Annotated in this window: 25 protein-coding genes; 2 read left to right on the forward strand and 23 right to left on the reverse strand. The window is 25.2% G+C overall.

All coding sequences use genetic code 4. The features are described from left to right. Positions 1-105 precede the first annotated feature (105 nt). From AAHM82_RS09670 to AAHM82_RS09730, 14 genes are all read right to left on the reverse strand, one after another. Positions 106-300 (reverse strand): hypothetical protein, encoded by a 195-nt coding sequence (locus tag AAHM82_RS09670; RefSeq protein WP_342263795.1) that lies wholly within the window; start codon positions 298-300, stop codon positions 106-108. A 41-nt stretch (positions 301-341) separates the two neighbouring features. Continuing rightward, positions 342-620, reverse strand: a complete 279-nt coding sequence (locus AAHM82_RS09675; RefSeq protein WP_342263796.1) for a transposase — start codon at positions 618-620, stop codon at positions 342-344. Between the two features lie 139 nt (positions 621-759). After that, entirely contained in the window at positions 760-1,380 is a 621-nt protein-coding gene (locus AAHM82_RS09680; RefSeq protein WP_342263797.1) for a hypothetical protein, read from the reverse strand. Between the two features lie 3 nt (positions 1,381-1,383). After that, complete coding sequence (locus AAHM82_RS09685; RefSeq protein ID WP_215826579.1) at positions 1,384-1,632, reverse strand: hypothetical protein; 249 nt, start codon at positions 1,630-1,632, stop codon at positions 1,384-1,386. A 2-nt stretch (positions 1,633-1,634) separates the two neighbouring features. Then, positions 1,635-1,856, reverse strand: coding sequence for a hypothetical protein (locus tag AAHM82_RS09690; protein WP_342263798.1), 222 nt, complete (start codon positions 1,854-1,856; stop codon positions 1,635-1,637). A 71-nt stretch (positions 1,857-1,927) separates the two neighbouring features. Next, the gene (locus AAHM82_RS09695) at positions 1,928-2,911 is read right to left on the reverse strand and encodes a hypothetical protein (RefSeq protein ID WP_342263799.1); all 984 of its coding nucleotides are present in this window, start codon (positions 2,909-2,911) and stop codon (positions 1,928-1,930) included. 24 nt (positions 2,912-2,935) lie between these two features. Beyond that, positions 2,936-3,268: a hypothetical protein gene (locus AAHM82_RS09700; protein WP_342263800.1), complete on the reverse strand. Its 333-nt coding sequence runs from the start codon at positions 3,266-3,268 to the stop codon at positions 2,936-2,938. 78 nt (positions 3,269-3,346) lie between these two features. Continuing rightward, positions 3,347-3,577 carry a hypothetical protein gene (locus AAHM82_RS09705; RefSeq protein WP_342263801.1) on the reverse strand — a complete coding sequence of 77 codons (231 nt, stop codon included), beginning with the start codon at positions 3,575-3,577 and terminating at the stop codon, positions 3,347-3,349. 164 nt (positions 3,578-3,741) lie between these two features. Next, positions 3,742-3,963: a hypothetical protein gene (locus tag AAHM82_RS09710; RefSeq protein WP_342263802.1), complete on the reverse strand. Its 222-nt coding sequence runs from the start codon at positions 3,961-3,963 to the stop codon at positions 3,742-3,744. Between the two features lie 272 nt (positions 3,964-4,235). Further along, positions 4,236-4,628: a transposase family protein gene (locus AAHM82_RS14470; protein ID WP_342264845.1), complete on the reverse strand. Its 393-nt coding sequence runs from the start codon at positions 4,626-4,628 to the stop codon at positions 4,236-4,238. Continuing rightward, positions 4,625-5,065, reverse strand: coding sequence for a transposase family protein (locus AAHM82_RS14475; RefSeq protein WP_342263396.1), 441 nt, complete (start codon positions 5,063-5,065; stop codon positions 4,625-4,627). The genes AAHM82_RS14470 and AAHM82_RS14475 overlap by 4 nt, the downstream gene beginning before the upstream one ends. Before the next feature lie 132 nt (positions 5,066-5,197). Further along, the gene (locus AAHM82_RS09720; protein WP_342263803.1) at positions 5,198-5,341 is read right to left on the reverse strand and encodes a hypothetical protein; all 144 of its coding nucleotides are present in this window, start codon (positions 5,339-5,341) and stop codon (positions 5,198-5,200) included. A 206-nt stretch (positions 5,342-5,547) separates the two neighbouring features. After that, positions 5,548-6,723: a DEAD/DEAH box helicase gene (locus AAHM82_RS09725; protein ID WP_342263804.1), complete on the reverse strand. Its 1,176-nt coding sequence runs from the start codon at positions 6,721-6,723 to the stop codon at positions 5,548-5,550. 365 nt (positions 6,724-7,088) lie between these two features. Continuing rightward, a complete protein-coding gene (locus AAHM82_RS09730; RefSeq protein ID WP_342263805.1) occupies positions 7,089-8,471 on the reverse strand; it encodes an Mbov_0401 family ICE element transposase-like protein in 1,383 nt (460 codons plus the stop codon). A gap of 242 nt (positions 8,472-8,713) precedes the next feature. Between AAHM82_RS09730 and AAHM82_RS09735 the strand changes: the two genes are divergently transcribed. Next, on the forward strand, positions 8,714-10,834 hold the full coding sequence (locus AAHM82_RS09735; protein ID WP_342263806.1) for a PQQ-binding-like beta-propeller repeat protein: 2,121 nt from the start codon (positions 8,714-8,716) through the stop codon (positions 10,832-10,834). Positions 10,835-11,095: 261 nt separating this feature from the next. Continuing rightward, on the forward strand, positions 11,096-12,316 hold the full coding sequence (locus AAHM82_RS09740; protein WP_342263365.1) for an IS256 family transposase: 1,221 nt from the start codon (positions 11,096-11,098) through the stop codon (positions 12,314-12,316). A 74-nt stretch (positions 12,317-12,390) separates the two neighbouring features. On the opposite strand, the gene AAHM82_RS09745 is transcribed toward AAHM82_RS09740, so the two are convergent. The 9 genes from AAHM82_RS09745 to AAHM82_RS09785 form a co-directional block, all read right to left on the reverse strand. Further along, the gene (locus tag AAHM82_RS09745; protein WP_342263807.1) at positions 12,391-12,906 is read right to left on the reverse strand and encodes a hypothetical protein; all 516 of its coding nucleotides are present in this window, start codon (positions 12,904-12,906) and stop codon (positions 12,391-12,393) included. 58 nt (positions 12,907-12,964) lie between these two features. Continuing rightward, the gene (locus AAHM82_RS09750) at positions 12,965-14,845 is read right to left on the reverse strand and encodes a hypothetical protein (RefSeq protein ID WP_342263808.1); all 1,881 of its coding nucleotides are present in this window, start codon (positions 14,843-14,845) and stop codon (positions 12,965-12,967) included. A 15-nt stretch (positions 14,846-14,860) separates the two neighbouring features. Further along, positions 14,861-15,133 (reverse strand): hypothetical protein, encoded by a 273-nt coding sequence (locus tag AAHM82_RS09755; RefSeq protein WP_342263809.1) that lies wholly within the window; start codon positions 15,131-15,133, stop codon positions 14,861-14,863. Further along, positions 15,111-15,503 (reverse strand): hypothetical protein, encoded by a 393-nt coding sequence (locus tag AAHM82_RS09760; RefSeq protein WP_342263810.1) that lies wholly within the window; start codon positions 15,501-15,503, stop codon positions 15,111-15,113. Before AAHM82_RS09760 ends, AAHM82_RS09755 begins: the two co-directional genes overlap by 23 nt. Positions 15,504-15,525: 22 nt before the next feature. Next, complete coding sequence (locus AAHM82_RS09765; RefSeq protein ID WP_338968164.1) at positions 15,526-15,774, reverse strand: hypothetical protein; 249 nt, start codon at positions 15,772-15,774, stop codon at positions 15,526-15,528. A 2-nt stretch (positions 15,775-15,776) separates the two neighbouring features. Continuing rightward, a complete protein-coding gene (locus AAHM82_RS09770; RefSeq protein WP_342263467.1) occupies positions 15,777-16,097 on the reverse strand; it encodes a hypothetical protein in 321 nt (106 codons plus the stop codon). A 3-nt stretch (positions 16,098-16,100) separates the two neighbouring features. Beyond that, positions 16,101-17,087, reverse strand: a complete 987-nt coding sequence (locus AAHM82_RS09775; protein ID WP_342223784.1) for a hypothetical protein — start codon at positions 17,085-17,087, stop codon at positions 16,101-16,103. Between the two features lie 24 nt (positions 17,088-17,111). Beyond that, on the reverse strand, positions 17,112-17,444 hold the full coding sequence (locus AAHM82_RS09780) for a hypothetical protein (RefSeq protein WP_342263466.1): 333 nt from the start codon (positions 17,442-17,444) through the stop codon (positions 17,112-17,114). 78 nt (positions 17,445-17,522) lie between these two features. After that, positions 17,523-17,753, reverse strand: a complete 231-nt coding sequence (locus tag AAHM82_RS09785) for a hypothetical protein (RefSeq protein ID WP_342263465.1) — start codon at positions 17,751-17,753, stop codon at positions 17,523-17,525. Positions 17,754-17,786: the final 33 nt, after the last annotated feature.

Raw genomic sequence — 17,786 nt, forward strand, 5'->3', positions numbered from 1 at the left:
TAAATAATAATTTTTATTATGTTTTAATGACAAAATATTTGTAAAAATAATCTAAAAATTATTTTAATAACACTTTTATATTTATTTTAAATTTAAAAATTATAATTATCATATTAATTTTGCAAGAAGTCTAATATCTTTTCTGGTTAAAATAGCTTTAATTTTACGAGCTCCATAAATTTGGCGACTATCATTAAATGCACTGATAACTTCTTGTTCATAATTATTAACATCAACCGTAGAGCATTTATTAATTTGATAGTAATATGTTGATTTTGCTATCTTTAATATTTGACCCATTTTTCGCACGGAATATTTTTCTTTATTATTGTTAATAATTTCTATTTTTTGCCGATTATCAGTGCTGCTTGCTTTAAAATGTCGTTTTCCATTCGTAATTGGATTAATTCTTTTCGTAAGGCAATCAGTTCATTTTCTTCAACAGTGTGATTATCTTTTGCTTTAAATGACCCAGAATTATTATAATTTTTAACTCAACTATAAATAGTTGGTTTTGGTAAATTATATTCTTTCCCTAAATTAATAACACTTTTGCCATTTTTGTATAGCATGACAATTTGTTTTTTAAATTCTTCAGAGTAGGAGGTTTTATTTCCCATTTTTATATTCCTTCTTTCTTAATAATTTTGAAGTCTATATAATTATGGTCCAATTTATTGTAGCCTATCCAATAAAACTATACTTAAAGATATGAATATAATGTAATTAAGTATTATTCATCAATATTTTTTTAAAAAATTAATGAGTTTGTTTGATTTCATTTTTCAAGGCTCTTTTTGCTTTAATTTTTTGAATAATAAAGCGGATTAATTTTTCAAATTTAATTGCAAAATATATTGCTCCGCCTCATCAAAAAACAAATATTCCTGCTAGCATAATACCACTATTGAATTTACCAAAGAATTTAACCATCTCTTCATTCATAAATTTATTAAATTCATCACTTGTTCCAGTTATTCATTTAGTATCGATTGCTGTTAATGCACAAAGTAATAAGCTTATAAAGATAAAAATGATACTTAATAATATTTTTAACCACTGCTTTTTAAAATAATTTTTAATTCTTAATTTTAATGGCATTTTTTCTTTTGAATTATCTTTTTTAAATAATTTTCCTAAAAGTTTTTTCATTTTTATTCTCCTTTCGTGTTTAAAAATTTTTAATTTTCGGTTTTCAATTATTAAGTCTGATTTTTGATTAATATGAATAGTATTTCACTTTTCTAATTCTAAAATTTCTTTATTTTTTTCCATTATTATGTATTTAAGAGTATTAACACTATTCTCTAATATGACATTAGCAATTTTTAATTTGTCATTCTCTGTTTCTAATTCTTGTTTTTTAGTTCATTTTTCCATTTTTTACCTACCTTTAATTACAATAAATAAGGCAATAAGTACACAAGTAACACCAAGAATGGTAAAAATTGGATGTTGCGAAAATGTTCGTGCCATTGGTTTAAATAGTTCTAAAATTGTTAAATTGCTAGTAATAAACTTTTGGAAATTGGCAAGACCTTCGCTAATATAATTCGTTAAAGTTTCAAAATGACTACCAGCCAATAATCCAAGAACAGTTATTAAGATAAAAATAATAATTAGTTTAAACATTGTTAGTTACCTTGCTTTGTTTTTATTGGTTTTATTTGTTTTTTAGCTTTTCCTCATGCACTTAATCGACCCTTATTTTTAACCGCATATTGGCGTTGTTTTTCTAAATTAACTTGTTGACTACCAAATCCGAGAATAATTGCCATAAGAAATTCTGCAGCCAGCGTTAAGAATAAAGGAAATATTAGTTGAATATTCGTTCCCGGCACTTCTCAAGACTTCAAATTAAATCAAAAACTTTATAAAGCATTTGGGCGAGAAAGTCGGCCATTTTTGCGAGATTTTCCATTTTTTATTATTCCTTTTCTTTCATTTTTCTTAAAAATTTGCTAAATTTATCCATTTTTAAATATTCCAAGTCTTCTAAATCAATTGCTGTGTCATTATAGTATTTGTCTTCATAGTCAGGATTCACTTTTGCATTTAAGTAATCTCTTAAAAACGCTAGGTAAAAAGAATTGTAAGTGTTTAATATTGGTAAAGGAATTTTTAGTTTAAAAAAATAAATATCAAGTTCAGGAATATCGCGATATTTAATGCGACGACCCTTTTTACTATTTTTAGCATTAATTAAGGTGTTTCGTCAGCGTTCATATTCTTCAATGCTCGTAAACGTACCATAGATGACTTTTAAGTAGGGACGAAAAATATTAACGGGTTTTTTACGAATGCCCACAATCACATTATTGGCAATATCACGAACTTTAACTCAAATATGTTTATCTCTTTGACCACTAGCGAGAACAATATGACCGAAATGGCGTGCCAGAGCAAAATATTCTTGAATACCGGTTTCTTCGTTTTTGGTATTATTTTTTTCTCAATCCGTTCCTTCTAAAAATAAATTGGTTTCATCTCATAACAGTAAGGTTTTGTCTGGTAATACCGGATAATCAAAGTCTAACAATCCCATATGTCCTAAACTTAATTTTTGGGTTTCTAGTAATGGAAAGGTTGATGCGATGTGATATTTCTTCTTTTTTAATAATTTTGATGCGTATACTAGAAAAGCAGTTTTTCCAGTTCCTAATGAACCAATAACAATATTTAATGGTGAGTTTTTTAAGAAATTAATAACTTTGTTAATTTGTGTTAAATTACCGATTTTAAAAAGGAAAATTAAAATACAACCCGCTAAAAATAAATAGCTTACAATGTTTTTAAAATAACCGTTGTAAATGTATCAAATTGCTCCCCAATGTCATAAAATTAAAAATGAGGTGCGATTCAATTCAATAAAATGGTTATTTTTTTCTATTACTCATTTGCAAAATTTCATCTTGCACCTCACTTTATTTTTTTCTTATCGTACTGCCCCAAGTAATTTTTCAAACATTTTAAAGCAAATAAAGAATATTGCCAAAATAAATGGAAAAATGAAGATTCAGTAGTCAGCAAAGAAGTTACCGACTTGTGGCATATTAACAGCAATAATATCTCACATTTTAGTAAACGCTGTCATAATTGCATTTCATAATTTAGTCATCGCATCATTAGCTGTTATTTTTTCTGCTGTTGCTGGTGCATCGGCCAAGAAAGTTCCAATCATATAATCACCTCCTTTCTCTTTAAAACATTCATCATTTATATTCAAAGTTTTTCTTAAATTTGTTAAAACCACGGTTAACCTTAACACTATTGTATTTTTTCCTAATTAATTTTGAATTTCTTTGGGAATGCATCACAATGTAACTTCTTGACATTACTTTTGCCTCTATCTAAATACTGATATTGTTTTTCAAAGTAACATTAGAATAAATCACACCATAATCGCTGTTAAAAATCAAAAAGCAATGGTTGCTATTAAAAGCCAAAGTGGTGTTTCGGTTAAATCAATTTCTTTACCACCAGTAATGTAAGCCGGAATAGTTGTAATTTGAATAAATAAATCTCAGAAAGTTTGTTTAATTTGCTCTCAATTAAATTCTTTTAAATTTACCGTCATTTTTTATTTCCCAAAAATCATTTTTATTGGTAAATACATAATTGAAATTAATGCGAAAAGAAAAGTAATGATAATAATTAATCCGGCAATAAACGCAACTTGTGCAGGCATTTTTTCTATCGGAATAAACAGTTCTAAGAATTCCATGATAATTTTTCAAAACATTATTTTTTATCCGCGTTATTTTCTTTTGAATTAGGAGCTTTAACTCATTCTTCAAAGCGAGCAATAAATACTTTTTCGTCTTTCGTGAAATTACCAGCATTATTTTTAATGGCATTTTTATATTTAATTCGCATTTTTATTTTGGCATAAATTTTATAAGCAACATATGCCAATAGCATGATGCTGATAATAATAAATATTAATCCAATCGCAATATTCATCTTTAAACTCCTTTAAAATAGTTATAATTTATATCTTTTTTGTTGTTTTCTTTTTCGGCAATGAAGAAGCTTAATAATTCTTGTCCCTTAATTAATTTGGTTTCATTTTCTTTTTTATTAATTAGACTTCTTGCAAAATTATAATTATCATATTAATTTTTAAATTTAAAAATAATTTTTAGATTATTTTTACAAATATTTTGTCATTAAAACATAATAAAAATTATTATTTACAATAAAAAAAGACTGAAATTTTAAATTATCAAATATATTTAAACTAATAGTTGTAAATTATAAATTGAAGCTATTAAATTAAATCTTAAAGCAAATCTTTTTCTACGATTTCGATATTTTTCACTAATAATTTTAAATTTTTTAAGTATAGCAAAAACATTTTCAATAACAATTCTCATTTTTGAAATTCGCTCATTATTTTGCTTTTCTTCTTTATTTAAAGGGTTTTTCTTTGATTTTCTTTTAGGAATTAAAACATTATGATTAATTTTTTGTATGCCTTGATAACCTAAATCCACTAAAACAGTTGTTTCTGGTAAAAATTTAATTTTTGAATCTTTTAAAATTTTAAAGTCATGGTTTTTACCATAAGAAAAATCAGAACTAATAATTTTTTTACTATCTTTTTCAATTATAACTTGTGTTTTTATTGTGTGTTTTTTCTTTTTTCCTGAGTAGTGCTGTTTTTGTCTTTTTTTGGGCGTTGGATTTGGCTTTCAGTTACATCAATTATAACAGTCTTATCTTTGAAATAATCTTTTAATAGTGATTTTTGACCAGTAAGTTGTTGAAAATTAGGGTGTTTTATTAAAGTGTCTTCAATTCATTTGATATTTCTATAACAACTACTTTCACTAATATCATAACTTTTTGCAATATGAAAATAAGTTCTATATTCTCTTCAATATTCTAAAGTCATTAAAATACGATTTTCTAATGATAATTTATTGGTTCTTCCGCGACGAAATCTCTTTTTTAATTCTTCTATTTTTAAAATTTCTAGCATTTTATTAAAAGTAGTATGTTTAATACCAGTTAATCTTAAAAAATTTTTATCACTTATTTGATTATTTTTTTTAAATTTCATTTAAATTCCACCTTTTTATTAAAAACAACAATTCAATTATATTTTAAATTAATTTTGCAAGAAGTCTATTGAAATTATTTGATATTTACTATCCTTGATTATTCCGACACAAATAGAATTTTCATATTTTCCTTAATAAACAAATCGCTTTGGAAACCAAATACCGATTTGTTTATTAAATCACGGAATTTTTGGTGCTTTAATAAGCATTGCGTTTTGTGTTTCTTTTAAAAGATATTTCTTAGTATTTAAGAAAATGTTTTCAATGTTTTTCATAATAAATTACCTTTCTTATAGATAAACTAAGTTATATTAACTAAGTTTGTTAGTTAACTTAGTTTTTTAAACACTTATATATCGCAGATTTAAGTGTTTAAAAAACTAGTTACTTTTCTTTCAAAATTAATCAAATACTTTTCCACCTAACAAAAATTTACGCGTCCATTTATTTTAGTTTATTGAATAGTAAAAAACATCATTAGTTAAAATGATGTTCTTCTATGAATATACTTAAATTCAGTATTATAAGGATTAATCTTAATGTTTAAAGTTTGTTCTAATCTTTTAATATCAATTAATTCTTTTTTATTATTTACTAATGTAATTGCAATTCCGGTTTCACCAGCTCGTCCTGTTCTGCCAATACGATGCACATAACTTTCTTGTTCACGAGGTAAATCATAATTAAAAATATAATCAATCCCATCAACATCAATGCCCCGTGCTGCTACATCAGTAGCAATTAACACTTGAACTTTATTAGTTCTAAAAGCATTCATTGCTTTATTTCTTTCACTTTGTCGCTTATCACCATTAATAACAGCTGACTTAATGCCATTTTCTCATAATATTTTAGCAATTCTTTCAGTATATGCTTTGGTATTAGAAAAAACAATACTTAAATTTGGTTGAATTTTCAAAAATAAATCCACTAACGCACAATCTTTACTTGTATTTCTTGTATTAATAAAATATTGTTTAATATTATTTAATTCCGCAGCATTTCTTTTAATACTTATTTGAACCGGACTATTTTGATAGTTATTAGCAACTTCTAAAACAGCACGATTCATTGTTGCTGAAAACAATAATGTTTGATACTTTGATGTAATGCTCGTAAATATTTTATCAATATCTTGTTTGAATCCCATTTTTAACATTTCATCAGCTTCATCTAAAACTACAGTTTGAATATCATTCAATCTTAAAGTTCTGCGTTGAATATGATCAACAATTCGTCCTGGTGTCCCAACAACAATATTACTATTTTTTAAACTATAAATTTGTCTTCGTAAATCCGAACCACCAAATAATGCTGTCGCATTAACTCCTTCTAAATAAAAAGCATATTTTCTTACTTGATCTAAAACTTGTAATGCTAACTCTCTTGTTGGACAAACAATCATTGCTTGTACTCTTCGTAGTTTTGGATTTAAATTATTTAAGATTGGTAATACGAAAGCAGCGGTTTTTCCTGTTCCTGTATGACTTTTTCCAATAATATCATAATTTTCTAATGCTAACGGAATTGTTTTCTTTTGAATTTCAGTAGGGTTAACATAACCCGCCTTTGAAATTGCTCGCTTTAAGTTATTATTTAAATTTAAGTCATCAAAACTTATATTATCTTCCTTTAAATTTAATTCATTAAAACTCATATTTTTCCTCCTTGAATATAGTTGCATAAATAAATGGTGTTATGACATTTTTTATTGTCAATTCATCACATATCGGCGCCTATAAAGCAAGGGAATTGTAATGTACAGTATTTTATTTAACAACCTAATTATTATAAACTATTTTATTCAATACTACAACTAATATATACATTATGGTCGTGTTTAGTTTTCTTAGGTATTGCTTTGAAGAAGTAAAACAATCAGCTAATTATATTATTTAATTACTAAACCAACCATACCTTTCTTGTTATTGTCATTTTTATTCTTTTTCATTTTATCATATTATTGAATTTTTACACAATGAAAAATTATTAATTTTATTAAATTTTAACTAATATTTTTACTTACTTAAATGTAATATATTTATTTGTATATACAATTCTACCTTTATTAATTCAACTATCATCATTTTTCTTATTATATTTATTTCATAATGAACTTTTATATATTTCTTTTCTGATTTCTATTTCTGAATTAATATTTTCATTAATGTAATGTAATACATTTAATTTGTTTAAATTTGCCATTCTTAAATGTAATAGGTTATTTAAATTCTTATGATTATATATTTTTGCTCCATATCCTAATTGTTGTTTTACTAAATGTGATACATCACTTTCAATGCTACAACCAATATTTCATTCTAAATTTTGATTATGAATACCTTGCTTATTATTACTGAAATAATTACTCGCCTTTCTTAAATTTATTTTAATATCTTTATTTAATTCATTTTTAGCAACATTACGAATGTTTTTGATTAATTCTTGATGATTGCCATCCTTATAAAATTTAATTCAACTATTTAATGTTACTTTGCGATTTTCAAAAATAATATTAAATGCCGTTTGTTTTAATTTTTTAATAGCATGATAACCATCTAAAATATATCTAACATTACCAAAGCTATTGGCAATTTCTCTAATTCAAGAATCACCATCGCCACAAACAATTATTTTGTCATAATTAATATTCACATAATGTTTTTGTAATTCTCTAATTAATAAATCACGATAATCCATCGTATTTATTCGTTTACCAACTTTTAACATTAGAAAATGACCTCGTTTGTTTTCTAATTCTCTACGAGCATTTTTGTAATTTTTTTCTTTATGTCCGGTATGAAAAGTAACTAAACGAATTCTTTGGTCTTGTTTAACTTTCTGATCTAATGTCGCCAAAAATGTTTCATCTAGTTGAATATATAAATTCTTATTTTTGACATCAATTCTAGTTTTAGTTTCTTTTTCTGCTAATTGAAAATATTCGGCAATATCGTATTTATTTAAAATATTTGAAATACTACCTTTTGAAATATAACAATGATTTAGAGCATCTAAAACATCAAGATAGCGTTTGCCATCACCCAGAAGACTTAAAACTTTAAATTGGACATCAAAATAAATGCGTTGTTTGGGTAATAGACCAATTTCTTTATCTAACAAACATACATATTCAAATTTACCTGATTTTTGATTTCAATATTTATATCGGCGTCGTTTAAAAGTAACATCACCAAAAATTGTAATAATTGTTCTTGGTGCAAAATGAACTACTTTATAACCTTGTTTTAACCGATAATGATATTTATATAAGTATTCATCTAATTTTTCATATTCATTAGCCAATTGTTCACATTTATTGGTGTACATATTTTTATGGGTTGCGAATAAACTGAATCAATGCTTGTTTTCTAAGGTTTTTACATTATTATTAATTTCTAACATAAAAAATCACCTTTCTCGGTAGAGTAATTTTAACAAAGTTAAATTTCGTTAGTTTATTTTTCTGTTTTAATGATAATTTTTTTCTAGAATTAGTATTTAATATTCTTAAAAAATGATAGAAATTCTTATTTAATAAGTTATAATCAACTTGTATTAATTAGACTGTACAAATTTTAGAAAGGATGTTGATTGTTCGATAAATTTTATTAATTAGTAAAATTAACGAAAAGGATTTGATTAATATGAAAAAATTACTTAGTTTATTAAGTACAATAACAATAGCGAGTAGTGGAATGGCGGGAATCGTTGCCAATAGTCCTTATCCAACACAAGAAAAATTAGAAAATATAAATTATAAAAGACAAAAACGAAGCAATAATGAAAATAATAAAATAAATAGAACAAAAATTGTCATTAGAACGAATAGGGAAATTTATGCTAGTGGAATTATTTTAAATAATAAAGTATATTTTGGTTCACAAGATCATAATGTTTATGAATATGATCCAGTGACAAATCAACAAATAATTGTCATTAGAACAGAAAATAAAATTTTTTCTTCTGGTGTTGTTTTAAATAACAAAGTATATTTTGGTTCACAAGATCATAATGTTTATGAATATGATCCAGTAACAAATCAACAAAAAATTGTTATTAGAACAAAAGGAGAAGTTTGATCTTCTGGTGTTGTTTTAAACAATAAATTATATGTTGGTTCATGAGATCATAATGTTTATGAATATGATCCAGTAACAAATCAACAAAAAGTTGTTATTAAAACAGAAGGGCAAGTTTGATCTTCTGGTAGAATTTTAAACAATAAATTATATTTTTGTTCATTAGATGAACATAATATTTATGAATATGATCCAGTGACAAATCAACAAAAAATTGCTATTAAAACAAATGGTGAAGTTTATTCTAGTGGAGTTACTTTAAATAATAAATTATATTTTGGTTCACATGATAATAATGTTTATGAGTATGAGCCGATTACAGGCCAACAAAAAGTTGTTATTAAAGCAAATGGTATAATTGATTCTTCTGGTGTGGTTTTTAAAAACAAAATATATTTTGGTTCGGATGATAGTAATGTTTATGAGTATGACCCTACAACGGCAAAACAAAAAGTTGTTATTAAAGCAAATAGCTGAATAAGATCTTCTGGTGTGGTTTTCAACAATAAATTATATTTTGGTTCACACGATAATAATGTTTATGAGTATGATCCAATTACAGGACAGCAAAAAATCATTATTAGAACAAATAACAATGTTGATTCTTCTGGTGTGGTTTTAAATAATAAATTATATTTTGGTTCACAAGATCATAATGTTTATGAATATAGTGAATACTATTTAAATTCAAATTTATGACAAATTAATGATAATTCTGATACTGAAATTTTGAATGAATTAAATTATTTAAATCCTGATTTAGATATTTCACAATTAGAAATTATTAGTAAAACAAATAATTCAGCTATAGTAAAAATAAAAGATAATTTAAATAATAATGATAATAATATAAAAATACATTATTCAATTGATAATGGGCAAAATAAAATTATTAATTTAAATGAATTGATTAAAAAAGCATTATTTTTTAAATTTCGAGACGAAAATCCTAATTTAAAATTTAAGGAAATAAATTATATTGATACTGATAATTTAAATTTTTGAGATATTGAAATAACAAAAAAAGAAAATTCATTTTTATGATCTAATGTTCCTAAAAATGTATGTTCTGATAGAGAAATTATCAATAAAACTCCAAATACAAGATCATTTAATGTACCTGCTTGTGAATATAATTCAAAATCAAAATTAGTATTTCAAATTACAACAGGATTAACTAAAACAAAACAAGAAAATAAATTAAATGGTTGAAACATAAATTCTGATGATGAAATAAAATTAACAGATTTTACAAATATAAATAATGAAAATTCTGAAATCATTAATGTATTATCAAATGAATTTGATTTATCAAACACAAATAAACAAGAAAAAGAAATGATTTTAAGTATTTTTAAGGAACCCGCTGATAAATTTGAACTTAATCCCAATGAAAAATTAAAAATTACTTATCCAGTAAGAATAATTACATCTAAAGTTATATTAAATTTAAAACAAAAAATTACAGGAAATATTACTGCCAAAATAATTGATGATAACAATAAAGAACAAATAGTTACATTATCAATTACAGAAGTAATGCAAATTTTACAAAAATATAATTTATTACCCAATGAAATTACTATAGATAAAAACAATGATAAAATAACATTTAACGGTGAAGCATTTTTTTCATCAGAAAGAGAAGGGTCGGTAAGAACAAATACAGTTACTACTATAGTATAAAGTTTTATAAAAACGATATTAGCTATTTAGAACAATAACTTTAATTAAAACAAGCCCAACAAGTTTAAATTTCTTGTAAAAATAAAAAATATTCAAACCAGTAATTAACTAAAATTACTGGTTTTTATTTTGACAAAATAAAAAAATGAAAAAGTTGTTTAAGAGCAGTATCATCATATAAAGCTACATTTTGGAGCCTGTCCAAAATTCTGTGTCTCGATAATTCATTCTGAATTATACTTAAAAGAAGGAGAACAGAAAATGACAAAAAAAATAAAAAAAGAACCTGACGCAATTGATAAAGTTGTTGATTATTTTTTAGAAAATATTGATAATCCACAAGATTTATTTAAAGGCAATACTATTTTTCAGGAATTTACCAAAAAATTAACTGAACGAATGTTAAATACGGAAATTAAAGATTATCTTGAAACTGATGAGAATCATAATAAAAGAAATGGCAACACACAAAAAACCATTATTACTAAAAATGGTTCAATCGCAATTGATGTACCAAGAGATCGAAATAGTACTTTTGAACCAGTAATTATTCCAAAAAGACAAAGAAGATTTGATAACTTTGATCAAAAAGTAATTTCTTTATATGCAAGAGGAATGACAATTTCTGATATCAAAGCACAATTGCAAGAATTCTATCACGGAGCAGAAATTTCAGAAAGTTTAATTAGTCAAATAACTGATGATGTTATTGAAGAAGTTAAAATGTGACAAACTAAACCTTTAGAGAAGATTTATCCGATTGTTTATTTTGATTGTATTGTTGTTAAAGTAAAGCAAGATAAACGAATAATAAATAAAGCAGTTTATCTTGCCTTAGGAATTAATTTAGATGGTTTAAAAGATATTTTAGGAATGTGAATTAGTGAGAATGAGGGAGCCAAATTTTGACTTAATAATCTTACGGAAATGAAAAATCGTGGGTTACAAGATATTCTTGTTGCTTGTAGTGATAATTTAACTGGGATGTCTGATGCAATAGAAGCTGTTTTCCCAAAAACACAGCATCAATTATGCATTGTTCATCAAATTCGCAATAGTTTAAAATTTGTTCCTTACAAAGATCGCAAACTTGTAGCTAATGATTTAAAATCAATTTATACAGCAATTAATGAAGAAATAGCGTTAATTGCTTTAGATCATTTTTCAGAAAAATGAAATAAAAAGTATCCACAAATTACTAAATCATGAAAAAATAACTGAAATAATTTAATAATTTTTCTTGAATATCCTCAGGAATTTAGAAGAATTATTTACACAACTAATGCGATTGAATCTGTTAATAGTCAATTAAGAAAAGTCATTAAGAATAAAAAGATTTTTCCTAATGACGCATCAGTTTTTAAAATATTTTATTTAGCATTTCAAAATATGGTTAAGAAATGAACGATGCCAATTCAAAATTGGGGTAGTGCAATTTCACATTTAATGATAAAATTTGAGGACAGAGTGAATTTAAGTTAATTACTTAGAGACACAGTTAATTGTACAGTCCCACATTTTGGGGTAGTGATTTTAACAGTTTTTTAATTTAGTTATTAAGGATTTTCAATTTCAATTTCAAAATTATTTGTACATATTAAACTATAATCTGTTGTATTATCATCTTGTTTGTAGTCATTTAAATTTGTGCCTTGTGCTTTAATTGTTATTTTTTTATTGATTACTCATTCTTTCTTTCCTGCTTTGGTTCCATATGTAGTTATTAATTTTTGAATTTTTTGTTGTTTACTCTGATTATTAGAGAATTCTGATTGTATAAATTTGAAAGTAAGATTGTTTAAATTTTTTAATTCCGGTAATTTTTCATTTAGATTGATATTATCTTCTTTCTTTATGTTAACTTCTATAAGTCTGGTTGTTGGCCAAGTTACGAGGTCACCAAAATGAAACCTCACCTTTTGTAAGTTTTTGATTTCAAAATTATAAATTTTATTAATATCTTTATTACTATCTTTATTTTTTTGTTTTACTGGTTCATTTGTTTTTTTGGAACAGCCGATTATTGGTAGTGTTATTAATCCTAAAACAGCGGTTATATTTAAAAATTTCATAAAATTAACTCCTTTATTTTATTTTTTCAATATATATATATATATATATATATATATATTATACAAAAATTCTTAATATCATTAGAAAGATGGCAAAACCGATTAAAAATTGAAAGGTATAGTAAAAGGCGGGTACTGTTTTAAAAACTGGGAAAATTGCGGTTGAAAAGGTAACTGTTGCTTTTGCAATAATTGCTAATGGCCGTAAAATTGTAATGATTTGCGAAGCCGTTAGCATTCAATTAATCATTTTGATACCAGCATTTTGAATGGCACAGCCAATGTCATTAAAAGTAGGGATTCATCGTCCAGAATATTTACAATTTGCTGGCGGAATTATGTCATCTCATTCCGAGTTAGTTGAACCATCAGGTATAAACGCTGTGGAATTAAGGACATTAAAGTCATAAATTTTAAAATTATAATTAGAGGTATTTGTTTTATGGTACAAAGGAAAAGTTAAGGTAAAAATATTAATGCCATAGCGAATATCAATGTCCGTATTGAAGTAATTAATGCTGTTAGCAGTCTTACTGGTTGGCAAGGTAATCAGTTTATTGTCGTAAGATTTAAGAACATTAAATTCAATTTGATAGATACTGTTATTATTTTTAATAGCATTAAAATTTTCTTGGTGCGTTTTTTTATCAAAAGTAAAAAAATAACTTCTTAGTAATAATTCTGAGTCTCCCATAATATTTACTAAGTATTTTTTGGGATAAAAAGTAATTAACGAACGATAAAAGAAACCAATTTGAATAAAATAGTTCTTGTTATAATTATCTACGCCTTTAAAATCAATTTCGGTATGAGTTTTTTCGTCCATATCAAAAGTCGCATAAAATAAACTGGAAAAGAAATTGCCAAGAATTTCATAGATTTCGTCAAAAACATTTTTGTACTCGCTGTTGTTAATACTAGGAATGTTGTTTTTAAAATAAAGGTAAATGTCATTTTTTAATTCAGGATCGTATCTCAAAAAACTAAATTTAACATTAAGATAATTTAAGGTACCAAAAAGATACTTAATTAAGTAATAATCGTTAGCATTTGCAGTGGCATATTTTCAGATTTCACTTTCACCGTGTAATAATTGTAAATAGTTATTACCCGCAATTAAGGTTTTATTAAAAGCTTTAATTTTCAAAATATTTGTATTAATTTCATCTTTACTACTAGAAGTTTTGTGATAAAAATAGCTTTCGTTTTTAAAACCATGATTTTTAATGGTAAATTCTTTGTAATACCCTTTTTCTAAAGTATTAATGAAATTAAATACTGGTGTTCAATAGAGATACGAGTAATTAAATTTATCAAAATCACCACGGTGAATCATTAAATAATCAAGGTTATCAATAACATCGCTGTATTTGTGATTACCGTCAAAGTTAATAGTTGTTTCTGGTAAATCAATATCGGTGCTATCTTTTTTAATTTCAATTTCAAAATCATTTGTACATATTAAACTGTAATCTGTTATATTATCATCTTGTTTGTAGTCATTTAAAATTGTGCCTTTTGCTCTGATTGTTATTTTTTTATTGATTACTCATTCTTTCTTTCCTACTTTGGTTCCATATGTAGTTATTAATTTTTGAATTTTTTGTTGTTTACTCTGATTATCAGAAAATTCTGATCGTATAAATTTGAAAGTAAGATTGTTTAAATTTTTTAATTCCGGTAACTTTTCATTTAAATCGCTATTATCTTTTTTATTTATATTGACTTCTATAAGTCTGGTTGTTGTCCAAGTTACGAGGTCACCAAAATGAAATCTCACCTTTTGTAAGTTTTTGATTTCAAAATTATAAATTTTATTATTTTGTCTTTTATTTCTAATTAGTGATTGTGTTGTCATTTCATCATTGTTAATGTTTTGGGAAATGGTAAAAATATTATTGAAACTAATAATTAGCACGGTAAATATTTTCATAAACATTTTTATCACTCCTTTTTAAAATATTTTATTTTTCATTGTTCTTTTTTCTTTAATTTTTTTAATAAGTCACTCAATACCACAATTTATAGTTACAGCTATTGTAATGCATATATCTAAATATCCTAGTATCATAAGTGAAATTAATGCTTCAAATTTTTCATATAATAATTTCAAATAATTAATTTCCAATTTTAAAAATGGAATGAAAAAGATAATAATTATAAAAATGTAAGGTAAAATTCTCCATCAATATTTTTTTAAAGAACTAATTAATTTGTTTGATTTCATTTTTCAAGGCTCTTTTTGCTTTAATTTTTTGAATAATAAAGCGGATTAATTTTTCAAATTTAATTGCAAAATATATTGCTCCGCCTCATCAAAAAACAAATATTCCTGCCAGCATAATACCACTATTGAACTTTCCAAAGAATTTAACCATCTCTTCATTCATAAAATTATTAAATTCGTTACTTGTTCCGGTTATTCATTTAGTATCGATTGCTGTTAATGCACAAATTAATAAGCTTATAAAGATGAAAATGATACTTAATGCTATTTTTAACCATTGCTTTTTAAAAGAATTTTTAATTCTTAATTTTAACAGCGCTTTTTCTTTTGAATTATCTTTTTTAAATAATTTTACTAAAAGTTTTTTCATTTTAATTCTTCTTTCATATTTTTTATCGTCCTTTAATCACAATAAATAAGGCAATAAGTACACAAGTAACGCCAAGAATGGTAAAGATTGGATGTTGTGAAAATGTTCGTGCCATTGGTTTAAACAGTTCTAAAATTGTTAAATTGCTAGTAATAAACTTTTTAAAATTGGCAAGGCCTTCGCTAATATAGTTCGTTAAAGTTTCAAAATGACTACCAGCTAATAATCCAAGAACAGTTATTAAGATAAAAATAATAATTAGTTTAAACATCGTTAGTTACCTTGTTTTATTTTTTTATTTCTTTGTTTTCAATTAATTTTATTTGGATTTATTGGTTTTATTTGTTTTTTAACTTTTCCTCACGCACTTAAACGACCACTATTTTTAACGGCATATTGGCGTTGCTTTTCTAAATTAACTTGTTGACTGCCAAAACCAAGAATAATTGCCATAAGAAATTCTACAGCAAGCGTTAAGAATAAGGGAAATATTAGTTGAATTTTTGTTCCCGGCACTTCAAGACTTCAAATTAAATCAAAAACTTTATAAAGCATTTGGGCAAGAAAGTCGGCCATTTTTGCGAGATTTTCCATTTTTTATTGTTCCTTTTCTTTCATTTTTCTTAAAAATTTGCTAAATTTATCCATTTTTAAGTATTCTAAGTCTTCTAAATCAATTGCCGTATCAGTATAGTATTTATCTTCATAATCAGGATTTACTTTTGAATTTAAGTAATCTCTTAAAAATGCTAGGTAAAAAGAATTGTAAGTATTAAGTATTGGTAGGGGAATTTTTAGTTTAAAAAAATAAATATCAAGTTCAGGAATATCCCGGTATTTAATGCGACGACCCTTTTTACTATTTTTAGCATCAATTAAGGTGTTTCGTCAGCGTTCATATTCTTCAATGCTAGTAAAGGTGCCATAGATGACTTTTAAGTAGGGTCGAAAAATATTAACGGGTTTTTTACGAATGCCCACAATCACATTATTGGCAATATCACGAACTTTAACTCAAATATGTTTATCTCTTTGACCGCTAGCAAGCACAATATGACCGAAATGCCGTGCCAGAGCGAAATATTCTTGAATACCGGTTTCTTCATTTTTGGTATTATTTTTTTCTCAATCAGTTCCTTCTAAAAATAAATTGGTTTCATCTCACAAAAGTAAGGTTTTGTCTGGCAATACCGGATAATCAAAGTCTAATAATCCCATATGTCCTAAACTTAATTTTTGAGTTTCTAGTAATGGAAAGGTTGAGGCGATGTGATATTTCTTCTTTTTTAGTAATTTTGATGCGTATACTAGAAAAGCGGTTTTTCCAGTTCCCAATGAACCTATCACAATATTTAATGGTGAATTTTTTAAGAAATTAATAACTTTGTTAATTTGTGTTAAATTACCAATTTTAAAAAGGAAAATTAAAATACAACCCGCTAAAAATAAATAGCTCACAATGTTTTTAAAATAACCGTTGTAAATATATCAAATTGCTCCGCAATGTCATAAAATTAAAAATGAGGTGCGATTTAATTCAATAAAATGGTTATTTTTTTCTATTATTCATTTGCAAAATTTCATCTTGCACCTCACTTTATTTTTTTGTTAGCGTACAGCTCCAAGTAATTTTTCAAACATTTTAAAGCAAATAAAGAATATTGCCAAAATAAATGGAAAAATGAATATTCAGTAGTCAGCAAAGAAGTTACCGACTTGTGGCATATTAACAGCAATAATTTCTCACATTTTAGTAAACGCTGTTATAATTGCATTTCACAATTTAGTCATCGCGTCACTAGCTGTTATTTTTTCTACTGTTGCTGGTGCATCGGCCAAGAAAATTCCAAACATATAATCACCCCCTTTCTTTTTAAAACATTCATCATTTATATTCAAAGTTTTTCTTAAATTTGTTAAAACCACGATTAACCTTAACACGATTGTGTTTTTTCCTAATTAATTTTGAATTTCTTTGTGAATGCATCACAATTTAGCTTCGCGACATTACTTTTGCTTCTATCTAAATACTGATATGGTTTTTCAAAGTAGCATTAGAATAAATCACACCATAACTGCTGTCAAGAATCAAAAAGCAATGTTTGCTATTAAAAGTCAAAGTGGCTCTTCAGTTAAATTAATTTCTTTACCACCAGTAATATGAGCTGGAATAGTTGTAATTTGAATAAATAAATCTCAGAAAGTTTGTTTAATTTGTTCTCAATTAAATTCTTTTAAGTTTATTGTCATTTTTTATCTCCCAAAAATCATTTTTATTGGTAA

Origin of the sequence: Spiroplasma endosymbiont of Clivina fossor (assembly GCF_964031115.1) — a bacterium.
In the GTDB taxonomy this organism is placed as follows: domain Bacteria; phylum Bacillota_I; class Bacilli_A; order Mycoplasmatales; family Nriv7; genus Nriv7.